This window comes from Sporomusa malonica (genome assembly GCF_900176355.1).
GTDB lineage: Bacteria > Bacillota > Negativicutes > Sporomusales > Sporomusaceae > Sporomusa > Sporomusa malonica.
Genome location: NZ_FWXI01000032.1, coordinates 1 through 21,571 on the forward strand (window position 1 = coordinate 1; position 21,571 = coordinate 21,571).

At 44.8% G+C, this 21,571-nt stretch carries 21 protein-coding genes and 1 pseudogene; 14 read left to right on the plus strand and 8 right to left on the minus strand.

What is annotated here, in order from left to right:
• From B9A22_RS22925 to B9A22_RS22955, 7 genes and pseudogenes are all read left to right on the plus strand, one after another.
• A pseudogene (locus tag B9A22_RS22925) lies at nt 1-335 on the plus strand (hypothetical protein); the annotation flags it as partial.
• A complete protein-coding gene (locus B9A22_RS22930) occupies nt 332-880 on the plus strand; it encodes a BMC domain-containing protein (protein ID WP_084578272.1) in 549 nt (182 codons plus the stop codon). The pseudogene B9A22_RS22925 and the gene B9A22_RS22930, both read left to right, overlap by 4 nt.
• A gap of 26 nt (nt 881-906) precedes the next feature.
• Nucleotides 907-1,251 (plus strand): BMC domain-containing protein, encoded by a 345-nt coding sequence (locus B9A22_RS22935; RefSeq protein ID WP_084578273.1) that lies wholly within the window; start codon nt 907-909, stop codon nt 1,249-1,251.
• 2 nt (nt 1,252-1,253) lie between these two features.
• Nucleotides 1,254-1,712: a EutP/PduV family microcompartment system protein gene (locus B9A22_RS22940; protein WP_084578274.1), complete on the plus strand. Its 459-nt coding sequence runs from the start codon at nt 1,254-1,256 to the stop codon at nt 1,710-1,712.
• Between the two features lie 80 nt (nt 1,713-1,792).
• Nucleotides 1,793-2,191, plus strand: coding sequence for a response regulator (locus B9A22_RS22945; RefSeq protein ID WP_139796357.1), 399 nt, complete (start codon nt 1,793-1,795; stop codon nt 2,189-2,191).
• Nucleotides 2,192-2,217: 26 nt separating this feature from the next.
• Complete coding sequence (locus tag B9A22_RS22950) at nt 2,218-3,018, plus strand: histidinol-phosphatase HisJ family protein (protein WP_084578276.1); 801 nt, start codon at nt 2,218-2,220, stop codon at nt 3,016-3,018.
• Between the two features lie 161 nt (nt 3,019-3,179).
• Entirely contained in the window at nt 3,180-5,228 is a 2,049-nt protein-coding gene (locus B9A22_RS22955; RefSeq protein ID WP_084578277.1) for a methyl-accepting chemotaxis protein, read from the plus strand.
• A gap of 100 nt (nt 5,229-5,328) precedes the next feature.
• On the opposite strand, the gene B9A22_RS22960 is transcribed toward B9A22_RS22955, so the two are convergent.
• Together B9A22_RS22960 and B9A22_RS22965 are read right to left on the minus strand one after the other, a co-directional pair.
• Nucleotides 5,329-5,736 (minus strand): VOC family protein, encoded by a 408-nt coding sequence (locus B9A22_RS22960; RefSeq protein WP_084578278.1) that lies wholly within the window; start codon nt 5,734-5,736, stop codon nt 5,329-5,331.
• A gap of 4 nt (nt 5,737-5,740) precedes the next feature.
• Entirely contained in the window at nt 5,741-6,508 is a 768-nt protein-coding gene (locus B9A22_RS22965) for a histidinol phosphate phosphatase (protein WP_084578279.1), read from the minus strand.
• A 172-nt stretch (nt 6,509-6,680) separates the two neighbouring features.
• Here B9A22_RS22965 and glgA point away from each other — a divergent pair, with 172 nt between their 5' ends.
• Both glgA and B9A22_RS22975 read left to right on the plus strand, forming a co-directional pair.
• Nucleotides 6,681-8,234, plus strand: coding sequence for a glycogen synthase GlgA (gene glgA, locus B9A22_RS22970; protein WP_084578280.1), 1,554 nt, complete (start codon nt 6,681-6,683; stop codon nt 8,232-8,234).
• Nucleotides 8,224-10,722, plus strand: coding sequence for a glycogen/starch/alpha-glucan phosphorylase (locus B9A22_RS22975; protein WP_084578281.1), 2,499 nt, complete (start codon nt 8,224-8,226; stop codon nt 10,720-10,722). Before glgA ends, B9A22_RS22975 begins: the two co-directional genes overlap by 11 nt.
• 37 nt (nt 10,723-10,759) lie before the next feature.
• On the opposite strand, the gene B9A22_RS22980 is transcribed toward B9A22_RS22975, so the two are convergent.
• A complete protein-coding gene (locus B9A22_RS22980; RefSeq protein WP_217806026.1) occupies nt 10,760-12,304 on the minus strand; it encodes an ATP-binding protein in 1,545 nt (514 codons plus the stop codon).
• A gap of 312 nt (nt 12,305-12,616) precedes the next feature.
• On the opposite strand from B9A22_RS22980, the gene B9A22_RS25695 reads away from it, so the two are divergent.
• Together B9A22_RS25695 and B9A22_RS22985 are read left to right on the plus strand one after the other, a co-directional pair.
• Nucleotides 12,617-12,766 (plus strand): hypothetical protein, encoded by a 150-nt coding sequence (locus B9A22_RS25695; protein ID WP_176215658.1) that lies wholly within the window; start codon nt 12,617-12,619, stop codon nt 12,764-12,766.
• 119 nt (nt 12,767-12,885) lie between these two features.
• Nucleotides 12,886-13,371, plus strand: a complete 486-nt coding sequence (locus B9A22_RS22985; protein WP_084578282.1) for a CBO0543 family protein — start codon at nt 12,886-12,888, stop codon at nt 13,369-13,371.
• A 71-nt stretch (nt 13,372-13,442) separates the two neighbouring features.
• On the opposite strand, the gene B9A22_RS22990 is transcribed toward B9A22_RS22985, so the two are convergent.
• The 5 genes from B9A22_RS22990 to uraA form a co-directional block, all read right to left on the minus strand.
• Entirely contained in the window at nt 13,443-14,291 is an 849-nt protein-coding gene (locus B9A22_RS22990; RefSeq protein ID WP_084578283.1) for a methyl-accepting chemotaxis protein, read from the minus strand.
• 136 nt (nt 14,292-14,427) lie between these two features.
• Complete coding sequence (gluQRS, locus tag B9A22_RS22995; RefSeq protein WP_084578284.1) at nt 14,428-15,369, minus strand: tRNA glutamyl-Q(34) synthetase GluQRS; 942 nt, start codon at nt 15,367-15,369, stop codon at nt 14,428-14,430.
• Nucleotides 15,360-16,301: a DMT family transporter gene (locus tag B9A22_RS23000; RefSeq protein ID WP_084578285.1), complete on the minus strand. Its 942-nt coding sequence runs from the start codon at nt 16,299-16,301 to the stop codon at nt 15,360-15,362. Before B9A22_RS23000 ends, gluQRS begins: the two co-directional genes overlap by 10 nt.
• Complete coding sequence (locus B9A22_RS25090) at nt 16,301-16,468, minus strand: cupin domain-containing protein (protein ID WP_139796358.1); 168 nt, start codon at nt 16,466-16,468, stop codon at nt 16,301-16,303. Before B9A22_RS25090 ends, B9A22_RS23000 begins: the two co-directional genes overlap by 1 nt.
• A gap of 132 nt (nt 16,469-16,600) precedes the next feature.
• Nucleotides 16,601-17,872 (minus strand): uracil permease, encoded by a 1,272-nt coding sequence (gene uraA, locus B9A22_RS23005; RefSeq protein ID WP_084578286.1) that lies wholly within the window; start codon nt 17,870-17,872, stop codon nt 16,601-16,603.
• A gap of 381 nt (nt 17,873-18,253) precedes the next feature.
• On the opposite strand from uraA, the gene B9A22_RS23010 reads away from it, so the two are divergent.
• The 3 genes from B9A22_RS23010 to B9A22_RS23020 are packed head-to-tail and all read left to right on the plus strand — an operon-like array spanning nt 18,254 to nt 21,564.
• Nucleotides 18,254-19,447 carry a phosphotransferase gene (locus tag B9A22_RS23010; protein WP_084578287.1) on the plus strand — a complete coding sequence of 398 codons (1,194 nt, stop codon included), beginning with the start codon at nt 18,254-18,256 and terminating at the stop codon, nt 19,445-19,447.
• A 31-nt stretch (nt 19,448-19,478) separates the two neighbouring features.
• Nucleotides 19,479-20,921, plus strand: coding sequence for a trimethylamine methyltransferase family protein (locus B9A22_RS23015; RefSeq protein WP_084578288.1), 1,443 nt, complete (start codon nt 19,479-19,481; stop codon nt 20,919-20,921).
• Between the two features lie 19 nt (nt 20,922-20,940).
• Complete coding sequence (locus tag B9A22_RS23020; protein ID WP_084578289.1) at nt 20,941-21,564, plus strand: corrinoid protein; 624 nt, start codon at nt 20,941-20,943, stop codon at nt 21,562-21,564.
• The last annotated feature ends 7 nt before the right edge of the window (nt 21,565-21,571 follow it).

Consider the following 21,571-nt stretch of genomic DNA (forward strand, 5'->3'; position numbering starts at 1 on the left):
GCCAACTGGGGCAAGCCGACCCCATGGCTGAGCACCGGTTAATCCCCTCAGCCCGGTTAGTCTCACGCCTGAACCTACAGCCGTGGTATCCGCCAGATGCACCACTACAGCCAGACCTCTATCAGCCGCAGCAGGTCACCATTCCCCTGCGTCAGCATATTGGGGCGCCGTCAGTCCCTGTTGTCAAGGAAGGTGACGGAGTTACCACAGGACAATTGATCGCTGAGCTGCCGGCCGGCGCCTTAGGAGCCCCGGTTCATGCCAGCATCACCGGCATTGTTACCCAGGTATCATCACAGGCAATTACCATTCGAAAAGGGAGTGGCTCCGCATGATTAATGCAATTGGCATCGTTGAGTTTACCAGTATCGCCAAAGGAATTGAGGCCTCTGATATCATGGCCAAGACGGCTGACGTGACACTGCTGGTGGCGAAGCACCTGTGCCCGGGAAAGTATATGGTACTCGTCAGCGGGGATGTCTCGTCAGTCAGACAGTCGATCACTGCCGGGATTGACATGGGGGCGCAGCACACAGTGGATCACTTTGTCATCCCGAATGTGCATCCGTCCATATTGCCAGCCATCGGCGGCGGCAATGACTTAACCAATGTCAAGTCCATTGGCATTATTGAGACCTATAGCGTGGCGGCGTCGATTGAGGCCACCGATGTGGCTGTCAAAAACGCTTCAGTCATCCCGGTCAGGCTGCATATGGCATTTGGCATCGGGGGAAAAAGCTACAGTATCGTGACCGGTGATGTAGCAGCCGTCAAAGCGGCTGTGGCTGCCGGCAGTGAACTGGCAGCCAGCAAAGGGATGCTGGTCTATAGCACCGTCATTCCCCGTCCTAATCAACAGGTAATTGACAGCTTTAAGTGAATAAATCGGAAGGCAGGTGACCGGGAATGACTACAGGACAAAAACAGCGAATGATTCAAGAATATGTTCCAGGCAAACAGGTAACCATGGCTCATATCCTGCCTAATCCGCAAGGTGGCTTGCATGAGCGTCTGGGGATTGGCGGTGACGGAGCCTTGGGCATCATGACAATTACCCCCAGCGAGGCAGCCATTATTGCCGCCGATGCTGCCGTAAAGGCAGGCAATATTGAAATCGGGTTTGTTGACCGGTTTACCGGCTCGCTCGTACTGACCGGAAATGTAGCCGATGTTGAAGCGGCTGTCCGGGCGGCCGTCAATACGCTTGTCAACATATTAGGATTTTCGGCAGCAGAAGTGACACGGAGTTGACGATGAAAAGCAAGATATTACTGATTGGCGGTGTCGGAGCCGGCAAAACGACCTTAAAACAAAAATTATTAAACCAATCCTTGATCTATCTAAAAACACAGGCATTAGATTACTCCAGTATTTTTATAGATTGTCCTGGTGAATATTTGGAAATACCCCGCCACTACCATGTGTTGATTGATGCCGGGGCTCGTGCCGTTGAAGTCTGGGCCTTGCATGACGCAACCCGCCGAAACTGTCCTTTTCCGCCTAAGTTTGCCACGGCTTTCCGCAGGCCGGTTATTGGGATTGTTTCTAAAATAGATCATCTCGATGCTTGCCCGGATATTGCCGAAAGCAATCTGCGTAAAGCCGGTATTACTGGCCGGATATATCATGTGTCTGCCAAAGAGGGCAGCGGCATACCAGAGCTTGCATTGCATATGTCAAGTTTGGTGAGTCCAAATTGTCCGGATTCATGAAGTAAAGAAAGGGCTGATCTATTTAAGTAGGTCAGCCCTCGGGATTACAAATAAATTATGGTTAAAGGAGGTTGTGGCAAGTGTATAAACTACTTGTCGTAGATGATGAACAACTGGAGCGGCAGGCCATTCGCTTTATTGTCGATAGGAATTGTCCGGATATATCAATTGTGGGTGAAGCGAGTGATGGCTTGCTGGCTGTGCAACTTGCAGCTCGGGTACAACCTGATATTATTCTAATGGATATTAAGATGCCTAAGATGAATGGTTTGGATGCTGCTAAACGAATACGTGACATATTACCGGAAACTAAAATAATTATGTTAACTGCAAGCGGCAATTCTAACTATATAAAAGAAGCTGCCCAATTGGGCGTAGCCGAGTATATACTGAAACCTGTCCGGCCTGATAAATTAGTACATATTTTACATGGTATTTCGGCACAAGTAGTGAAGTTAAGGCAATCTATGGCCCTTTAACAGGATTTTAAAGGGGGATTTTTATCTTGCGTTTATTGGCTGATTCGCACGTGCACACGAAATTTTCGGCAGATGCAAAAGACGATATGTTTGATATGTGCAAAACTGCTGTTGATAGAGGTTTGAGCTATATTTGCTTTACAGAGCATGTTGATTACAACCAATTTGATGCTAGTTACCACTATTTTAATTATGATAAATACTCGGATGCGATTGAACGTGCTAGAGAAAAGTTTGGGGATAAAATTCAGGTTCTATCAGGAATTGAATTTGGCGAGCCGCACGTTTATCAAAAAGAATTTGAAAAAATGTTAAGCAATAAATTTGATGTAGTAATGGCAGCTATTCATTATATAGGGAGAGACAAAGTTGGTGTCCACTGGGTTGACGGAACCTATGAATATGATCACGTTTTATTCAAGGACTATACGAATGAGAGAATTTTTCATGAGTATTATGAAGAATTGCTCCAGGTTGTTAAATTGGGTGGTTTCGATGTACTGGCCCACTTGGATAATCCCAAAAGATATCTGAAAGAATCGGGCCATGAAGAAGAAATAATTGGTGAGATTGTACATGAACTTGTAAATGCGGGCATTGCCATTGAAATAAATACATCCCCTTTGCGAAGAGGATATCATGAATGTACACCTGATTTTGAAATATTGAAACAGTATCTTGATTTTGGCGGAACCCGCGTTTCAATTGGTTCGGATGCGCACTGCTGCAGGGAAGTTGCCATGAACTTTGATTATGCGGTTAATTTGGTGAGAGAGCATAAAGCGACTTTAGGGATTTTTAAAAATCGATGCTTTATTACTATCTAAAATTAAATATTGACGGTGTGCAAGATGAGGATTTGCTAAATATAATCAAAACGATCCCCCGTATTAAATTTAGGTAAATAAAGTAAATTCAGGGATTTATCTAAAGGAAATTGTGGAAATATGGCCAATATACTATATAGCTCAGGAAAGGAAGTGGCTTTATGAAGCAGATAAGCATACGTACGAAGACGTTGCTGGCTATTATGCCGTTACTTTTGTTGGTTATGATAACCCTATCCTGGATTAGTTATCACTATTCACACCAAATCATTGAGACCGAGCTTAATAAGCAAATGGTACTACAGTTGAATGTTACTTTAGAGGGATTCCGGACTCACCTAAACAGTCACAAGGCCATAGGTGAGGCTCTTGCCCGTTTTAGCGACAAGGGCGGTACTAGCATTAGCAAAGCTCAATATGCCGAATTTCTCAAAAGCGTCATTACTTCCAATCCGTTAACGCTAGGGGCAGGTATCTGGTTTGAACCTTTCCAGTATAAAGCCGACATGCAGTATTTCGGGCCTTATGCCTATAAAGAAAAAGGTCAAATCGTGTATACCGAAGACTACGAAAAGCCTGACTACAATTATCCAGGTCAGGATTGGTACAAGCTTGCTACCAATACCACTCAACCGGTCGTGTGGAGTGCCCCTTTTTATGATGAATTAACAAAAATCACAATGATCACGGCTTCAGCTCCTTTTTATGGGGAGAACAAGAAGCTTATGGGAATGGCTACAGCCGATCTGGATATTAGTGAATTGCAAAACGCAGTGGCTCAAACCAAAGTGGGTGAGAATGGATGGGCGTTCTTATTAGATAAGGATGGCACCTATATGTCAGATCGTGATCCTGCAAAAAACATGAAGACAAAGATAACCGAAGATTCCAACCCCAGTCTGGCTGAGGTAGGAAAAGAAGTTTTAAAGAGCAAACAGGGGCGTACCCTATTTACCAATGGCAGCAAACAATATCTCCTGTATTATGCGCAATTGCCGGAAACCGGGTGGATTCTTGCTTTAGCCATGCCGGCAGAGGAATTATACACCCCGCTAAATAATTTGCTAGTACGCCAAATAACAGTAGCGCTAGTCGCAATTGTGCTGGTATTTATAGGAATTATATTATATGCACGTTTTATCACTCAAAACATTAGCGAGGTAAAACGCATATCTGCTCTCATGGCAGAAGGCAATCTACGTCAGGAAATGATGGTTAATTCCCGCGATGAGTTTGGCCAGATGGGCCAGAACTTCAATAGCATGATTATAAACTTACGCAAGCTGCTGCATAAAATAATCGATAACTCCCAACAAGTAGCAGCCTCTTCCGAACAACTTACCGCCAGTGCCCAACAAACGGCTAAGGCCACAGAGCATATTGCGATCACTATTCAGGATATTGCAAGCTCGATGGAAAACCAAACAGGGTATGCCGGACAAACTACTGACTCAGTAAATGAAATATCGGCTAAAATTTTCAACGTTAATAGCGATATGCAGGTAGTTACTGACATGACACTAAAAACGGCTCAAAAGGCGGTGGAAGGCTACAAAGTTATAAGCCATGCGATCAATCATATGGATACAATTAGCGAAAAGGTGGGTACTGCTACCGGCGTAGTTAATGTACTGGGAGATAAATCCCGCGAAATAGATAAGATTAGTTCACTCATCACTAATATTGCCGGTCAGACAAACCTGTTGGCTCTGAATGCTGCCATTGAAGCAGCCCGCGCCGGCGAACAAGGTAAAGGATTCGCGGTGGTTGCAGATGAGGTTCGTAAACTGGCAGAGCAGTCAGAAGTAGCGGCCAAACAAATAAGTATTATCATCTCTGAGATTCAAAAAGAAACTGGAAAAGCTGTTCAAATTATGAGCGAAAGTACGAATTCTGTGCAGAACGGTATTGGTCTATTTACCCAAACAAAGAGTACTTTTGAAGAGATTCAAGAAGCAATTCAGACAGTTTCCAACCAATCTCATAGCATTGCCCAAACAATCGCCGGTATTTCCCAAGGTACTGCTCAAATCGTCAATTCGGTCCAGGGTATAGCCAATTCAACTACCGAAACCAGTGCCAGCATTCAAAACGTTGCCGCATCTACTGAAGAGCAAACTGCATCCATGGAAGAAATTCAAGCTGCTGCCGCAATGTTGGCCACTTTGGCAAACGAACTAGATGAAGCAATTAACCGCTTCCAAGTTTAATTAAGCTTAGCAACATTTGTAATCCGCAAAAAAAAGTAGTCCGTATCACATAAAAGTGGTACGGACTTACTTTTTTTCAGCTTTAGCAGCGCGTAACTATTTACTTCTTAAATGAGTCGTAAACTACTTGATACTCAGGCGTTGGTGGAATGGATTTGTAAATATACACATGAACACCATTCGGATCATTGGCAACAAAACTGCGCTCACCCCAAGGCTTATTCATGAGATCCTGGCAGATTTTAACTTCAGCCGCTTTCAGCCGCTGATATTCTGCGTCAACATCATCGACCTCAAAGGAAATAATAATGCCAGAGCCATTGAAAAATTCGCCAGCATCCCGCTGCGGTTTAGTGAAGCTAATGCCAGCAGGCAGTCCTGGAGCAATGAGTTCAATATACCAGTCACTTTCATAAACCAATTCAAAATTAAAGTGACGGATATAAAACTCTTTGGATTCACTCAGTTTGTCAGTACTAATGGTAGTATCAATCCGTTTTATTTTCATAAAGCTACCTCCCCCATTCAGGTTTGCGCTGCTTAAAATAGACTACCCTTAACTTACATGCTTCTGCCATATCCTGAGCCAAACTTAAGTTACTGCCAATATTTTCTGGCTTGTGAGCGTCAGAACCAATGGTAACCATCCGCCCACCTAATTCATAAAACCGTTCGTAAATGGGAAACAGTCTGGCTGCTGCTTCCGGGCTTGTCAGACGGCGGGTATTAATCTCCATAGCTTTCTCTTTTTGAGCAGCAGTTTTTAGTATTGCGTCAATCCAATCGCTGAATTCATGATAATAAAGTTCCGGATCATCATAGCGGGCATACCGGGATATGTAGTCAATATGTCCCAAACTGTCGACAAAATCGTAACACTTCAGGCAGTCCAGCATCGCTTCAAAATAGCGCCGATATGTGTCGTGCTTGGTTCGTGAACGATAGAAGGCCTCCTGGTAGATCTCTATATTGTCAACAAAATGCATGGATCCAAGAACAAAATCAAAAAGATAATTATTAATGATATGCCGATTGTCTTCCAGACATTCGGTCCGCATCCCAACCTCTATGCCTAAGAGCAATTTATCGCTCCGGTATTTTGTATAGTCCTTAAAATATTGTTCGACATCTAAAGGAACGTCAGGCTCCGGGTGCGCCAGATCAATATGTTCGGTAATAGTGATGCCTAAGCCTAACTCGGCCGCACGGCTAATAGCCGTTTCAATAGCCATGTCAGAGTCGTCCGAATGACGAGTATGAATATGAGTGTCAAATAGCACGAAAACTGCCTCCTAATCAACAACAGAGATACTGTATAGTCTACATATATACCATTCTAATACAAAAATACCCAAACTACAAATATTGCTTTAAGGAATTATCAACTTACTGAACGGCAATACTTTAATCTTAGGAGCAGAACACGCAGAGAAAGGAACTGTGATAATACTAATGGTTAAAGTACTGTTTGTAGCTGGCGAGGCTGCCCCATTTATTAAAACCGGGGGGCTTGGCGATGTTGTAGCTTCCCTGCCGAAAGAACTCAGGCAGCAGGGGATAGATGCCCGGATTATTATTCCTAAATATGGCGCAATATCTGAAAAAATTAAAAATAGAATGACTACAAAAACTGCATTCCGCGTCCCCATGTCCTGGCGCCTACAGTACTGTGGTTTGGAAGAGCTTGAGCATGATGGCGTTCCCTTTTATTTTATCGATAATGAGTACTACTTCAAACGAGCCGGCATTTACGGTCATTATGATGATGCCGAGCGATATGCTTTTTTTAGCCGGGCTGTGCTGGAGGCTCTGCCGTATATGAACTTTCAGCCCCAGATCATTCACTGTCATGACTGGCATAGCGGTATGGTCAGTGTGTTCTTAACAGCTCACTACCGGTCTAACCCTTTTTACCAAAGAATCAGGACACTATTCACGATTCACAATCTAAAGTACCAAGGAGTCTTTTCAAAAGAGATCATGGTCAATCTGCTTGACTTGGGGTGGGAGTATTTCACGCCAAGCGGCGTTGAGTTTTATGATCAGGTTAACTTTATGAAAGGCGGACTTATATTTTCAGACTTACTCAATACTGTCAGTCCTACTTATGCCCATGAAATCCAACACGCCTATTTCGGCGAAAAGCTGGAAGGGGTATTGGCTAACCGCCGGTTAGACTTATCGGGGATAGTCAATGGTATTGATTATACTAACTATAATCCGGCGGTCGACCCCAGTCTATTTGTCAATTATGACTGGCAGACCAGAGCGCGAAAAAATAAGAATAAAGTTGAACTGCAAAAAATGTTAGGACTGACAGTAGCTGCAGACAAGCCGCTTTTATTCATGAATAGCCGCCTGATTGAGGCTAAGGGGCTGGATTTAGTTTTACGGGTATTAAATGAAATCCTTGCAAGCGACGCTCAGATGGTTATTTTAGGTCAAGGTGACGAACACTATCATCATACGCTGTGGCATGCTGCCTGGCTGCACCATGACCGATTAGCAGCTATCATCCCCTACCGCGAGGATATATCCCGCAAAGCGTATGCCGCATCAGATCTGTTTTTGATGCCATCCCGGTATGAGCCATGCGGCATTGGCCAGCTGATCGCCATGCGCTACGGCAGTCTGCCTGTTGTCCGGGAGACTGGCGGCCTCAATGATACCGTTCTTTCCTATAACGAAAATACCGGCCAGGGTAATGGCTTCAGCTTTACCAATTACAATGCTCATGACCTCTTAGCTACGATCAGGCGGGCCATCAGTTTTTACCATAATAAAGAAGTCTGGAACAAGCTTACCGCCCGCGTTATGCGCACTGATAACAGCTGGCGCGTTTCGGCAGGTAAATACCGCGAACTATATAATAAGCTGTATGTCGAAGAATATATCTACAAAGGGGCTGCAGCTAGCCCGGAAACCATTCTCAGCCATACTGACTTAACTATTCCTGATGATATTGAACGATTAATTCCTGCACAGGAGGGTTCATATGCTCACTAAACAACATAGCACCAATAACCACTGCTCGGGCCAGCTGTTAGCACACAATACTAAATCGGAGAATATAACTGTTCCTGAATTTAGGGACGCATTTGTTGCTAAATTTGGGGCTGTGCATGGAAAAACGCTTGGTGAGGCGACTGACCGGGAGAAGTTTCACGTATTAGCCACATTAACCAGGGAGATTGTCAGTCAAAATCTAATTAAAACCCACCAGCAGCGAGCCACGGATGATCCGAAACAAGTCTATTACCTCTCCATTGAATTTCTTCTTGGGCGGCTGTTAGAGAACAACCTGGTCAATCTAGGCATCAGAGATATCTGTGCCGAAGCGTTATCGCAGCTGGGTATTGAACTAGGGGTATTGCTGGGCGTAGAAGAAGACGCCGGGTTAGGCAACGGCGGCTTGGGGCGTTTGGCAGCCTGTTATCTTGATTCAATGGCTGCCATGGGACTTGCCGGCCATGGCTGTGGCCTCAGGTACAGGTATGGCTTGTTTGAGCAAAAGATCATGGGTGGCTATCAGCACGAATATCCTGACAACTGGTTGAAAGACCGTGCTTATGTATGGGAGTACCGCCGTCCGGACGAGAAGCTGCCCATACGGTTTGGCGGCACAGTCCGCGTGCAGACTAACGGTAAAACCCGGTTTATCCACGAAAACTATGAGCGCATCATTGCCGTGCCATATGATGTGCCTATCGTCGGATACAAGAATGAAATTGTGAATACCCTACGCCTCTGGAGTGCTGAGGTTGATGTTTCGAGACACATATGCAGCGCCCCGGGCGCTGACTGCAACAATGTCATTGGTTACAAACACGGTATCGAATCACTGACTGACCTGTTGTACCCGGATGACTCTCAGTATGAAGGCAAGCTGCTGCGGCTTAAGCAGCAGTATTTCCTGGTGTCTGCCAGTCTCCAGAGTATTGTTCGCAGCTTTCTCCTGCACCATGGCAACGTAAGCGAGCTGCCAGACAAGATTGCCATTCATATTAATGATACCCATCCGGCGCTGGCAGTGCCGGAACTTATGCGGATTTTGATTGACGACTGCGATCTGGGCTGGGAGGAAGCCTGGGATATTACGGTTCGCACCATGTCCTACACCAACCATACTATCCTGCCTGAAGCCCTGGAGAAGTGGCCTATCGACATGATCAAGCGCCTGCTGCCGCGCATCCATATGATTATTTGCGAGATTAACGAGCGTACCTGCCGCGAACTCTGGGAGAGATACCCGGGGGACTGGAATCGCATCCGCAGTATGGCCGTGATTTCAGATGGTCAGGTGCATATGGCTCATCTGGCGATTGCAGGCAGCCACTCAGTCAATGGTGTAGCCGAAATCCATACCGAGATTCTCAAGAAATCAGTGATGAATAATTTTTATACTTACGCGCCTGGCAAGTTTACCAATGTTACTAATGGTATCACTCATCGCCGCTGGCTGTTAACAGCCAATCCTCTGCTCGCTAACCTGATTAGCGACGCGATTGGCTCCAACTGGGTAGAATATCCCTGTGAATTAGCCCAATTGGCTCCCTTAGTGAAAGACAACAGCTTCCTTGAGGGGCTGGCAAATGTTAAGAGGTACAACAAACTAAAATTAGCCCAATATATTAAGGCTAACTACAATGTTATTGTTGATGTCAACTCTATCTTCGATTCGCATATCAAACGGATTCACGCATACAAACGTCAGTGCCTCAATGTTATGCATATTATGGATCTCTACAACCGCCTGCGTGATAACCCCAATCTTGATGTTCAGCCCCGAACCTTCATCTTTGGCGGCAAGGCAGCCCCTGGCTACTATAAGGCCAAAAAGACCATTAAACTCATCAACACCCTGGCCGACAAGATCAATAATGACAAATCAATTAATGATAGGCTGAAGGTTCTTTTCCTGGAAAACTATAATGTTTCTCAGGCTGAGCTCATTATCCCGGCGTCAGATGTCAGTGAGCAGATCTCGACTGCCAGCCGCGAAGCGTCAGGCACTGGTAACATGAAGTTCATGATGAATGGTGCGGTAACTATTGGCACATTGGATGGTGCTAATATTGAAATACGCAATTTTGCGGGTGCCGACAACATCTTCATTTTTGGCCTGTCAGCTGAGGAAGTACTGGGCTATTATCGTTATGGCGGCTATAACCCATGGGATGTATATCACAACGATTCCCGCGTCAGAACAGTTATCGAGCAATTAGTTAATGGCTTTTTCCCGGTAGGGCCAGACGAGTTCCGTACCCACTATGACGCTTTCTTACACCATGGCGACGAGTACTTTCTGCTAAAAGACTTCGCATCCTATGTCGATGCCCAAAGCCATTTGGCTGATACCTACCAAGACCAGCGCCGCTGGCAGCAAATGTGCCTGATGAACATTGCCCATTCAGGCTGGTTTTCCAGTGACCGCACCTTCTCACAATATGCTGCTGACATCTGGGAAATGGACCAACCCATCCCCCTCTGGTAGCAGTGTCAAGGGGCGACTTCCATGACGCTGCGCGCCTTTAATACGCGAATTTGTTAGTGGGATCGTCCCTTAGACATACTTTAAACCGTACATAAATTACTGTACCCCAGTCGCCGCTTTTGATCTCGATCGTGGCTTGGTGGCGGGCGGCAATACTGTAACAGACAGCCAAGCCTAACCCGGTACCGCTGTCTTTAGTAGTAAAAAATGGCGTCCCAACTTTATCCATAATCTCAGGATTAATGCCTGCCCCCTGATCTTCGACAGATAGCACAACCTCATCGCCTTCCTTATAGGTGCTGATTTTAAGAATACCACCAGCTTGCATAGCCTCTAAGCCATTCATGGTCAAGTTCAAAATTAGCTGGCGCACCTCTTTCTCATCGAAATAAAATTCAGGGATAGTATTAATCAGCGGCACTACTGCCTTGTCGTCCATAATGGCCTCGGCTTGAATGAACGGCAGCAGCGATTCAATCACCCTCACTAAGCTCTGCAGTTTTTTATCTGTATTTTTATTTTTAGCTAAACTTAAAAATTCAGTGATAATGGTATTGGCGCGATCAAGTTCGTCCATCATCAAATCAAGATTGCTCGAAGATAAGGTTGTTTTGCCACTTTTAGCGTACTGTAAAAATCCTCGCACAGTGGTCATAGGATTTCTAATTTCATGGGCAATGCCTGCTGCCATTTCACCAATAAGGCTAAGCCGGTCAAATCGCGCCATTTCTTTGTCAATCAGCTTACGTTCTGTAATATCATTCAAGTATACCGAGACGCTATTTTCTGCCGGGTAAGCACGTACTTCAAACCAGCGTTCATTGAGTGAACACATATTTTCAAAGCATACTGGTTTGTCATCACTGCAACTAACGATAATATTCTCTATGAAGGCTGGATTGGTCCTGCATACCTCAAATAAAGTCTTCCCCAGCAGATACTGACGCGACTTCCCGAAGATATTCTCAGCTGTCCCATTTATATAAGTAAATTTATAATCAGCATCCACTGTAAAAAAGCCGTCCTTAATACTTTCAAGTATGCTGCTGATGCGCCGGGTTCGCTCTGCCACTATGTTTTCTAGCAACACTTCATTACGGCACAATTCAATGGTCGTCATGGTAAGCTGCTCGTTAAGCTTGTCTAACTCCAAAACCTGTTGTTGGAGCAGCTTGCGCTGTTTGTCCATTTGCTGCTGACACTTATACAATCTGTGGAAAGAATCAACCTTAGCCCGCAGGACCTGCGGCTTAAAGGGCCTAAAGATATAGTCAACCGCACCTGAAGTATAGCCGTCCAGTAAACTTTCCTCTGTCTGGCTAATGGCACTGACAAAGATAATCGGGATATTTTGACATTTCTGCCAAGTGCGAATGCCTCTTGCAATTTCCAAGCCATTCACACCAGACATTTGTACATCTAGCAAGATCATGGCAAAATCTTGGTCTAATAGGTATTTTAACGCTTCTTCACCTGATGTTACTCCCACCAGATTATATTCAGGGCTTTTCAACACGGCGGCTAGCGCTATAAGGTTTTCCGCCTGACCATCAATCATGAGAATATTTATTTTTTCTTCCACGTACTTGGTACCTCCTAGCCTGCCCGTCTTTATATGCAGCCTGCTGGCGTGTCAATAATACCAAAATACCATCTATTTTATGGCAAAACTTCATTAATTGCAGAAACAAGTACACTTTCTATAAGAAAATTACTTTTCCTGCAAATTTTTCTTAAAAATTCAAATTTTTTACAAAAAGATCTTATGTGTTACATAAAAAATCTTCCTGAATTCCAGTAAATACTTGCATCAATAGCTATCTGGGTGTATAATACAATCAGTTAATGATAATCGTTATCATTCTAAAGGAATCATAAAGAGGGTGTTGTAGATATGAATATGGTAAGTAAGCCATTACATAAGATTTGCGTTGATAAATCAGATTATATTGCTGAACAGTCTGGCCGGAAATATACTGCGGATTTAACCAAGGATGTTTTCCGCAAAGAATATGAGCAGAAATTAAAAAAAGATGCTCAGTAAAATAACAACGACGGTTTTCTCATAATAGTTGCGGAAATCGTCGTTGTTATTTTATCCGGTAGTGTATACGCTTGCTGCCCTAAGGAGAAGCTATTAAAAAAGCATCAAAAAGGGCTATTATGACATTTTCAATGGAGCGAATAATCATTGGAGTTGCCTGGGTAATAACGGCGTTAGCCTTATGGCTTTGGATCCCGCGGGATAGATACAGCCTGAGGAAGGCACAAGTCGCTTTTTTCTTTATGCAAATGGTAACTTGGATTTTTGGTTTGCTTGTGGTCGAGTGGGGGCTGATTGAGTATCCCATTCACGAGTTTGAGCATGCCAACATGACAAGCTTTACGTTTGAATTTTTCGTATACCCAGTTATCTGTACTTTCTACAATCTGTATTACCCAGAAACTCAGAGGTATTTCTATGAGTTTTGGTATACGGTCCTCTATTGTACTCCTATCACCCTTCTTGAAATAATTCTTGAAAAGTATACTGAGCTAATTGGTTATATTCACTGGGCCTGGTACTGGACATGGATTACATTATTTTTGACTTTCCGTATATCCCGAGCCTATATTAAATGGTTTTACAGCAGCCATGATACCTCATAAGGTCTGATAAAATTGCCGTTAAATATAAAATGCCCCGGTCTTGTGACCGGAGCATTGGAGTAAGCGCTGTATCAATCTGTTATTTGGAAAATGTTTCTAGATGATTCGGCGAGAGTAGAAGCCAATTCTGCCAGTGACTGGCTGGATTTTGCCATCTCGTGGATAGCATCAGTCTGTCCGCTTACGTGATCATCAATGTTATTAATTTTCCTGGTAAGTTCTGTAATAGACTGTTGAATGGCACTTAGTGACGAGGATATTTGTGTTACTGACTCAGCGCTTGACACTGCCAGCTTGCGAACCTCGGCTGCCACCACAGCAAAGCCTCTTCCCATTTCACCTACTCTGGCAGCCTCAATGGCTGCGTTCAGACCCAACAGGTTGGTTTGACTGGCAACGTTTTTGATAAAGGTTACAATTTCATTAGTCTGATTGGCAGTAGCCAGGAGAGTTTTTCCTAATTGGTCAAGCTCATTGCTAGTATTGGCTAATTGGGATGAACGGCTGGCCAGTTCCTGCAGTCCTGCTGTGAGTTCTTCTGAAGAGGCAGCAAGTTCGCTTGTAGCATTATTAATATTCTCAATAACGGTAATGCTTTGGGTGGTTGTAACACAGCCAACAACCTTGCCACCATCTTTGAAGGGCAAGGCACAGGCGATGTAGGGAACTCCATAAGATGATTTAGCTTTGGGAATGACTTTGACTACCTGTTTACCTGTCTCAAGGGCCTGTTTGCTGGCACCTGACAGTACTGGCTCACCAACCTTAGTTTTGAGGTCTAAATCATCTGCAGGCAGATAAAGTACATATTTGCCGTCACGGATGATGGTAACTCCGATATCAGCCGCAACGACATCGTTGAGGTATGGAGCTAAATCATAAAACATATCTAAAATTTGAGATCCAGTAAGCTGCCTCACGCTTTAACATCCTCCTAGCTGGACAATCGCCAGACTATTCTATATTTGCATGTTAAATGATTCGCCTTAATGACAAAAATACCTCTTTTTCGACAGTAAAGAAACCTTCCAGCTTTATTATACTGGAAGGTTTCTTTTAGCGGATATCGTCGCTGTTGATGACTACAGAGTCAGCTGGCAATTTGGTAATGCAAAAGCTGGTGATTAGCTCAGTGGCTTTAACCGGCTGAGGAGCGTCGATTAATTTGGCTTTATAGGCCAGATAGCCAATGATGGCTTCTGGTGCAACGCCCTTTGACCGCAATGCAGTAATGGATAACGCGTGTTGACGCTTGGATAACCGGTGGCCATCAGGGTCAATTAAAAGCGGTACATGAGTAAAAACAGGGGCTTTGAGCCCCAGCAACTGGTAGATGAGCAGTTGGCGCGGTGTTGAACTTAGCAAGTCGTTGCCTCTCAAGACATGAGTAATTTCCATGGCAGCATCGTCCACCACAACGGCCAATTGATAGGCATGAACACCGTCAGAGCGCCGGACAACAAAATCGCCAACCTCCTGGCTAATGTCCTGCCTGACAAACCCTGCATGTAAATCGGTAAACGAGCTTTGGCCAGGGGGAACGGCTAATCGAAGTGCCGGTCGCCTGGTAGCTTGACAGGCCGTATCAAGCTTAGGCTGGCGGCAGGTTCCAGAATATATGCGGTGATTTTCATCGGCATGAGGCGCTGATGCTGCCAGTTCAGCCCGCGTGCAGGTGCAGGGATAGATTAGCCCAGTTGCCTGCACGCGTTCAAGTGCCTGCTGGTAAAGTTCGCGCCGCTTATCCTGGCTATAGGGAGCATATGGGCCGCCGACATCTGGTCCTTCATCCCAGTCAAGTCCCAGCCATTTCATATCAGCCATCAGCTTGTCAGCATATGCCTGACGCGACCTGTCAGGGTCAAGATCTTCCATTCTCAGCACCATAATACCCCCGGCTGACCGCACCTGCAGCCAAGCTAACAGCGCTGTCCAAACATTCCCCAAATGAATCTCACCAGTTGGACTAGGCGCAAACCGCCCACGCATTATTCGCATAACTGAACAGGTTCCTCCTTAGTCTTGACAGGGTCTTTAGCAGCAGGTGCAAGTGTAGTTAAGCCCACGCCGGTAACCACAAGCACCATGCCTGCCAGATGCATAAGTGTAATTGTCTCGCCATATACTGCCCAAGCAATCAGCATGGCATTCACCGGCATAAGATTGATATAGGCACTGGCCTTGCTGGCGCCGATGCGTTTAATGCCAACGTTAAATAAAATAAATGCCAATACTGTCGCAAACACTGCCAGGTATACTAATTCAGCCATAACCTGGCCTGATAGTCGAGGCAGCGTGTGCCATGCCCCTTCGCCAAGCGAAATGAAGATTAAAAATATGGAGCCGATCAGGGTTGATACTGTTGTTGCCAATGACGCATTAACCTTTTTCATTACAATTTTACCAAGTGAAGTGTATGTTGTCCAACTGGCGACAGCTCCAAACAACAGAGTTTCACCATAATTTAACGATATGCCAGCGAGCGCCGCAAGGTTGCCTTTAGTGATTACAGTCAATACGCCTGCCAGTGATAGCGCAATGCCCAATCCTAGACGGGTACTCCACTTTTCACCAAGAAACAGTACCGCCACAATGGCTGTTGTCACGGGATTGATAACAACAACCAGTGCTGCAGTAATGGCTGAGGTATATTGCAAACCAACAGCAAAGAAATAGTTGTAGGCCAGTACTCCACTCAGACCTAGTCCGGTCAAACCAAGCCAGTTTTCTTTTATTACTTTAAAGTCCCATTCCCGCCGGACGGCCAGCCAGCCACCTAAGATCAGCCCTGCCAAAAGAAAGCGTACAGCCGAAGCCGTAAGCGGCGGGAGTTCTGACAGGACATGCTTGGTGCTGCCAAACGCACCACCCCAGAACAGTGGAACTACGAGCAGGATAAAATAGATACTCGAGTCTTTGGTTAGTTTCATTAGTCGAGATAATCCTCTCTGACTGGCACAAATACCTCAATGGCTTCTACCTGTTTGAGTACTTTCACACTATGCTCCACACTGCCTGGAATTGCCCAGCTGTCTCCTGCCGCCAGCTGGTAATCCTGATCGCCAATAGTCATAATATCCTTATCTCTGGTTATCATAGGCTTGTTCCTCCTTGATTACACGTATAGTTTATTTAGATTACTTCGCTTGGTAACAAATATATTCCTGTCTCGTGAAAAAAGTCTCCCGCCCGCAGGCAGGAGACTTTTTTCGCTTATCGTTACCAGCCGTTAGTCCTTGCTCGGCTGATTTTCGCCGCTATCATTAGTCAGCCCCAGCTTATCAAACAGCGTAAAGGCCAAGCCAATAACAATAGCTACCACAGTTGCCAGTGCCATGCCCTTAAGGGTGACAGACCCGAAGGTCAGCTGTGCCCCGCTGATGCCGATAATCAGTACAATAGCTGTTAAAATCAGATTGCGCGACCGGTTATAGTCCACTTTGGCATCAATTAATATCCGAATGCCTGATGCGGCAATGACACCGAATAAGAGGAGCGATACCCCGCCCATAACTGGGGTCGGGATGCTTTGAATAGCAGCTGCCAGCTTACCAACGAAGGATAATACGATAGCAAGAACTGCAGCAAAGCCGATTACCCATACGCTATATACCTTTGATATGGCCATAACCCCAATGTTTTCACCATAAGTAGTATTGGGCGTTGAACCAAAAAAGCCTGACAACATGGTAGATATTCCGTTGCCCAGCAACGAGCGGTGCAGACCAGGCGAAGCGGATAAATCCCTGCCGACAATGTTGCTGGTCACCACTAGATGGCCGATGTGTTCGGCAACAACGACTAGTGATGCCGGGACAATAATGGCGATGGCCTGAAGGTTAAATTCAGGTGTGTAAAATGTGGGCAGCGCAAACCATGGTGTAGCACTGATGCTTGCGAGATTGACCATGCCCAGTGCCAGTGCTAATCCATAACCGGCAAAAATGCCAATTAGGATCGGAATAACAGCAAGAAAGCCACGGAATAGAATAGACCCAAGTACAGTGACTCCCAAGGTAAATAGCGATACCGTGATGGCTTTCATGTCCGGTGTTTTGGCTGTCAGCCCAGCCATATCAGCTGCTACCGGGGCTAATTCCAGGCCGATGATAGCAACAATGGCTCCCATTGCGGCTGGGGGAAAAACAATGTCAATCCACTTGGTACCAATTACGCTAATACTTAGCGCCACCAGCGTGAACACAGCACCGGCAGCAATAAAGCCTCCTAAAGCCGCCCCGTAACCAAACTGGGGCAGTACAAGAAAAACGGGAGACAAGAAAGCAAAGCTTGAACCAAGGTAAGCCGGGATTTTTCCTTTGGTAATAAAAATGTAGAGCAAGGTGCCAATACCATTCCATAACAAAACGGTTGACGGATTAACCTTGAATAAAATCGGGACAAGTACGGTTGCGCCAAACATAGCAAATAGGTGCTGCAGGCTGAGTGGCAGTGTTTCAATGAGCGGCAGCTTTTCTTCCACCTGAATTGTGCGTCTCACAAAATTCCCTCCTTAATTTTGGGTCTTAAAAACCAGCACATTTATTGGTAAAGTTTTCATAATTTTAATACTGTATGACAGTCATTGTCAAGTAATGGAATACTGTGTAACTCTCTACACCTCTCTTTAAAAAAGTGAAACTTAGAACTTTCTGAAAAATCAATCATATGGCTTGGATTGTGTTAAAACGAGCAGAAATGAATTAAATCTTGGCATTATATGTATGTTATAATTCAATAAGAAGATGATTTTGAATATTAAGAAAATAAGGAGGAATTTAGTTTTAAGCTGCGATTAATCAAATTACTTACTATATGTCAAATGGGTCATCTATCTACTAAAAAATAATTAATAAATCCCTAATTTGAAAGGAGAAGAACGATGGATACAAACCGGATGTTACATTTCGAAAAAATGAGCCTTGGAAAAACGGTGGAATTGTTCTCGCAAAGTCAAATTCTAAAAACAATCGCGGCTAACATTTATGCGTCGATGGAAGTGGCTTTACTCCGCACTCAAATTATTGAATTAATTGAAGAAAATTACGACCTTGGTAAAGTAATAGAGGTATATGAAATATTTGGCGGTTATGTAAATAGAAGTTTCGGAATTTATGTAGAAAAAGACGGCGGACAGAAAGAGTATTTTGTTCGAAAGTATAAGAGTGGCATCACTGATAAGGAAATAATGTTTGAGCATAAACTCATCGATTTTTCCATAGAAAATGGCTTAACCATGGCTGCCGGACTGATTCAAACTAAGACTCACAAGACATACATAAAAACACAAAACGGCGAATTAACTGATCACTATGCTATTTACGATTATTTACCAGGTGAAGATAAATATACGTGGGATAACCCAAATTGCAATGATGCAGAGTATGCGAGTGCTGCAGAAGTCTTAGCTTTGTTTCACAATGCGTCCCGAGACTTTGATCCGCAAGGGCTTGAGAGAATAGAGCCTAAAATCATGGAGTTCTTGCCGACAAGGACAGCCGTTTATAAGGAATTCGCCACAAGAGACCTTAATACCAAGTACCATGCGTACTATTTAAAAAACATAGATATGATTTTAGAAGTGATTAACACCTCGCAAATAGCAGAGGATGTCTGGCGCAAGATGCCATTAAATCCCTGCCATAATGATTTTCACCCGGGAAATCTGAAATACTCAAATAACCAAGCAGTCGGCCTATTTGATTTTGATTGGTCGAAGGTGGAGGTTCGTCTGTTTGATGTTTGTTTGTCATTGGCTTACTTCTGCAGTTCATGGGATGATGAAACTGATGGCGTGCTGCGGCTTGATAAGTGTGCCATATTCCTCAAATCTTACCAGAAGAAGTTAAAAGAGCTGGGTGGACTTACCCCCTTAACCGATCTGGAGAAAGAACAGTTCCCGACCATGATGGCTGCCGCCAACATGTACTTAGTAAACTGGGATATATGCGCCTATTATAATGGTTCTGATCTTAACGAGTACGAGTATATTGCCTACCTGTCACACAATGTACGGTTGATGAAGTGGATTGAGAGCCATAAAGCAGAAATTGGCGAGATGATCAAAACCATCTAACAAATGCGAAAAACAATTGGAGGGATAAGTAGTGCAATATAACAGATTTTTTACAGATGACCAAGTAAAACGTATTCATGAAGCATCACTTGAGTTGTTGGAGAATGTCGGGGTATTGGTCCACAATGATAAAGCGCGTGCCATCTATGGCAAAATTGGTTGTAGTGTAGATGTACAGAGTGGTATGGTCAAATTTCCGTCCCAGGTAGTTGAAAAGGCCAGGCAGTCATTTGTTCCAACCTATACATTTACTGCGCAAAATCCAAAATTTGACAAGGTACTGCCGAATGATGGACCGATTGTCGTAACCGGCAGCTCGGCGCCTAATATTATTGATCCTAAAACCGGGGAAGAGCGGCGGGCTACTTCGGACGATATCGCCAATATAGCGTACTTAATTAATGAGCTTCCCGGCTTTGATGTGTTTTCGATTTCGACATTGGCAGAAGATGCACCTCCCGGACAATTTAGTATCTCCCGCTTCTATCCTGCCCTGAAAAATTGTAAAAAACCTGTTCGCAGCAATACGCCTAACATGAAAGACTTGGAGCAGGTTCTTGAACTGGGAGAACTCATTGCCGGCAGCAAAGAAGCTTATATGGCACGCCCGTTTATTAATCATCACTATTGCCCGATGGTTGCTCCGCTGACCATGGATGTAGAGTCTACTGAAGCCGTTATCTATCTTGTAGAAAGAGGCCTGCCTGTTTATGGAACCATTGTTCCTAATGCCGGATTAACCTCGCCGATGAGTCTAGCGGCCACTGTAACTTTAGGTAATGCTGAGTTTCTGGCGTTAGCCACGCTTATTCAGAGTATTCGCCCAGGTGCGCCCATGATTTATGCTGTACTGTCGACAGTCGCCGATATGCGCACAGGTAACTATGCGCCAGGCGCTATTGAAACAGGTATGCTGCAAATGGGTCATACTGAAATGGCTAATTATTATAATATTCCGTCCGGTGGCTATATCGGTCTCACTAACTCCCACTTAAATGATGCCCAAAGTGGTTACGAAACAGGCATGAATACCACCGGGGCCTTATTGGCCGGCGCAAGCCTGTTCAATATGGGGGGGCTCTTAGGCAGTCTGATGGCTTTTGATTTTGGCAAAGCTGTTACTGACAGTGAAATTGCAATGAATCTCAAGCGGATGAAGCGTGGCATGGAGTTTAGTGAAGAGAACCTTTGCCTTGATCTGATCGCTAAAGTTGGACCTGGCGGCAGTTATATGAGTGAAAAACATACCGTGAAAAAAATGCGTACTACTGCTGTATTGCCTAATGTCGCTACTAGAGAGATGCGGGGTCGCTGGGAAAGTGAAGGCAGAACAGATTATCAGACACGGGCAATGCGCGAAGCAGACAGAATACTTAGCCAGGAAAACCCAGCTAAATTCTCAGCCGAACTTGATGCAAAAATCCGCGGCCATTTCCCTAATCTAGTGGCTGGCGATGCAAAATGGGATCTGTAAATTTAAGGAGGAATAAAAAATGAGTGTTGAAAAGATATTTGATGCAGTTCTTGATTTTGAAGAGGATGATGTTGTTGCATTGGTGAAAAAGGAAATTACCGCCGGTACGGATGTAGCGAAGATTTTAAATGAGGGCCTGATCGGTGCGATGGATGAGGTTGGCAAACAATTTAGTGCTGGAATTCTTTTCGTTCCAGAGATGCTGATGGCGGCTCAGGCCATGAAAGCAGGCTTGGACGAGTTAAAACCACACCTTGCCAAAGGTGCCAGTGCTACTAGAGGTACTGTTATTATCGGCACTGTAAAAGGAGACCTTCATGATATTGGCAAGAATTTGGTTGCTATGATCATGGAAGGGGCCGGGTTCGAAGTGTTTGACGTTGGTATGGATGTCGATGTCGAAAAATTCTTGTCTGCTGCCAAAGAGAAAAACGCCAATATTATCGCGATGTCAGCCCTGCTGACTACTACAATGCCGGCCATGGAAGAAGTAGTCAAGGCAATCCGCGCACAGGGGTTGAGCATCAAGACCCTGGTTGGCGGAGCTCCGGTAACACCGGCATTTGCCCAGAAGATAGGGGCAGATGCTTATTGTGAAGATGCCCCAGCGGCAGTGGAAGCTGCTCGTAGTTTTGTAGCGTAAGCCAGAT

What these genes read in the sequence shown, in the direction of transcription:
- B9A22_RS22930 (WP_084578272.1), top strand. Translation starts at nt 332, where the DNA reads ATGATTAATGCAATTGGCATCGTTGAGTTTACCAGTATCGCCAAAGGA.
- B9A22_RS22935 (WP_084578273.1), top strand. Translation starts at nt 907, where the DNA reads ATGACTACAGGACAAAAACAGCGAATGATTCAAGAATATGTTCCAGGC.
- B9A22_RS22940 (WP_084578274.1), top strand. Translation starts at nt 1,254, where the DNA reads ATGAAAAGCAAGATATTACTGATTGGCGGTGTCGGAGCCGGCAAAACG.
- B9A22_RS22955 (WP_084578277.1), top strand. Translation starts at nt 3,180, where the DNA reads ATGAAGCAGATAAGCATACGTACGAAGACGTTGCTGGCTATTATGCCG.
- B9A22_RS22960 (WP_084578278.1), bottom strand. Translation starts at nt 5,736, where the DNA reads ATGAAAATAAAACGGATTGATACTACCATTAGTACTGACAAACTGAGT.
- glgA (WP_084578280.1), top strand. Translation starts at nt 6,681, where the DNA reads ATGGTTAAAGTACTGTTTGTAGCTGGCGAGGCTGCCCCATTTATTAAA.
- B9A22_RS22975 (WP_084578281.1), top strand. Translation starts at nt 8,224, where the DNA reads ATGCTCACTAAACAACATAGCACCAATAACCACTGCTCGGGCCAGCTG.
- B9A22_RS25695 (WP_176215658.1), top strand. Translation starts at nt 12,617, where the DNA reads ATGAATATGGTAAGTAAGCCATTACATAAGATTTGCGTTGATAAATCA.
- B9A22_RS22985 (WP_084578282.1), top strand. Translation starts at nt 12,886, where the DNA reads ATGACATTTTCAATGGAGCGAATAATCATTGGAGTTGCCTGGGTAATA.
- gluQRS (WP_084578284.1), bottom strand. Translation starts at nt 15,369, where the DNA reads ATGCGAATAATGCGTGGGCGGTTTGCGCCTAGTCCAACTGGTGAGATT.
- B9A22_RS23000 (WP_084578285.1), bottom strand. Translation starts at nt 16,301, where the DNA reads ATGAAACTAACCAAAGACTCGAGTATCTATTTTATCCTGCTCGTAGTT.
- B9A22_RS25090 (WP_139796358.1), bottom strand. Translation starts at nt 16,468, where the DNA reads ATGATAACCAGAGATAAGGATATTATGACTATTGGCGATCAGGATTAC.
- B9A22_RS23010 (WP_084578287.1), top strand. Translation starts at nt 18,254, where the DNA reads ATGGATACAAACCGGATGTTACATTTCGAAAAAATGAGCCTTGGAAAA.
- B9A22_RS23020 (WP_084578289.1), top strand. Translation starts at nt 20,941, where the DNA reads ATGAGTGTTGAAAAGATATTTGATGCAGTTCTTGATTTTGAAGAGGAT.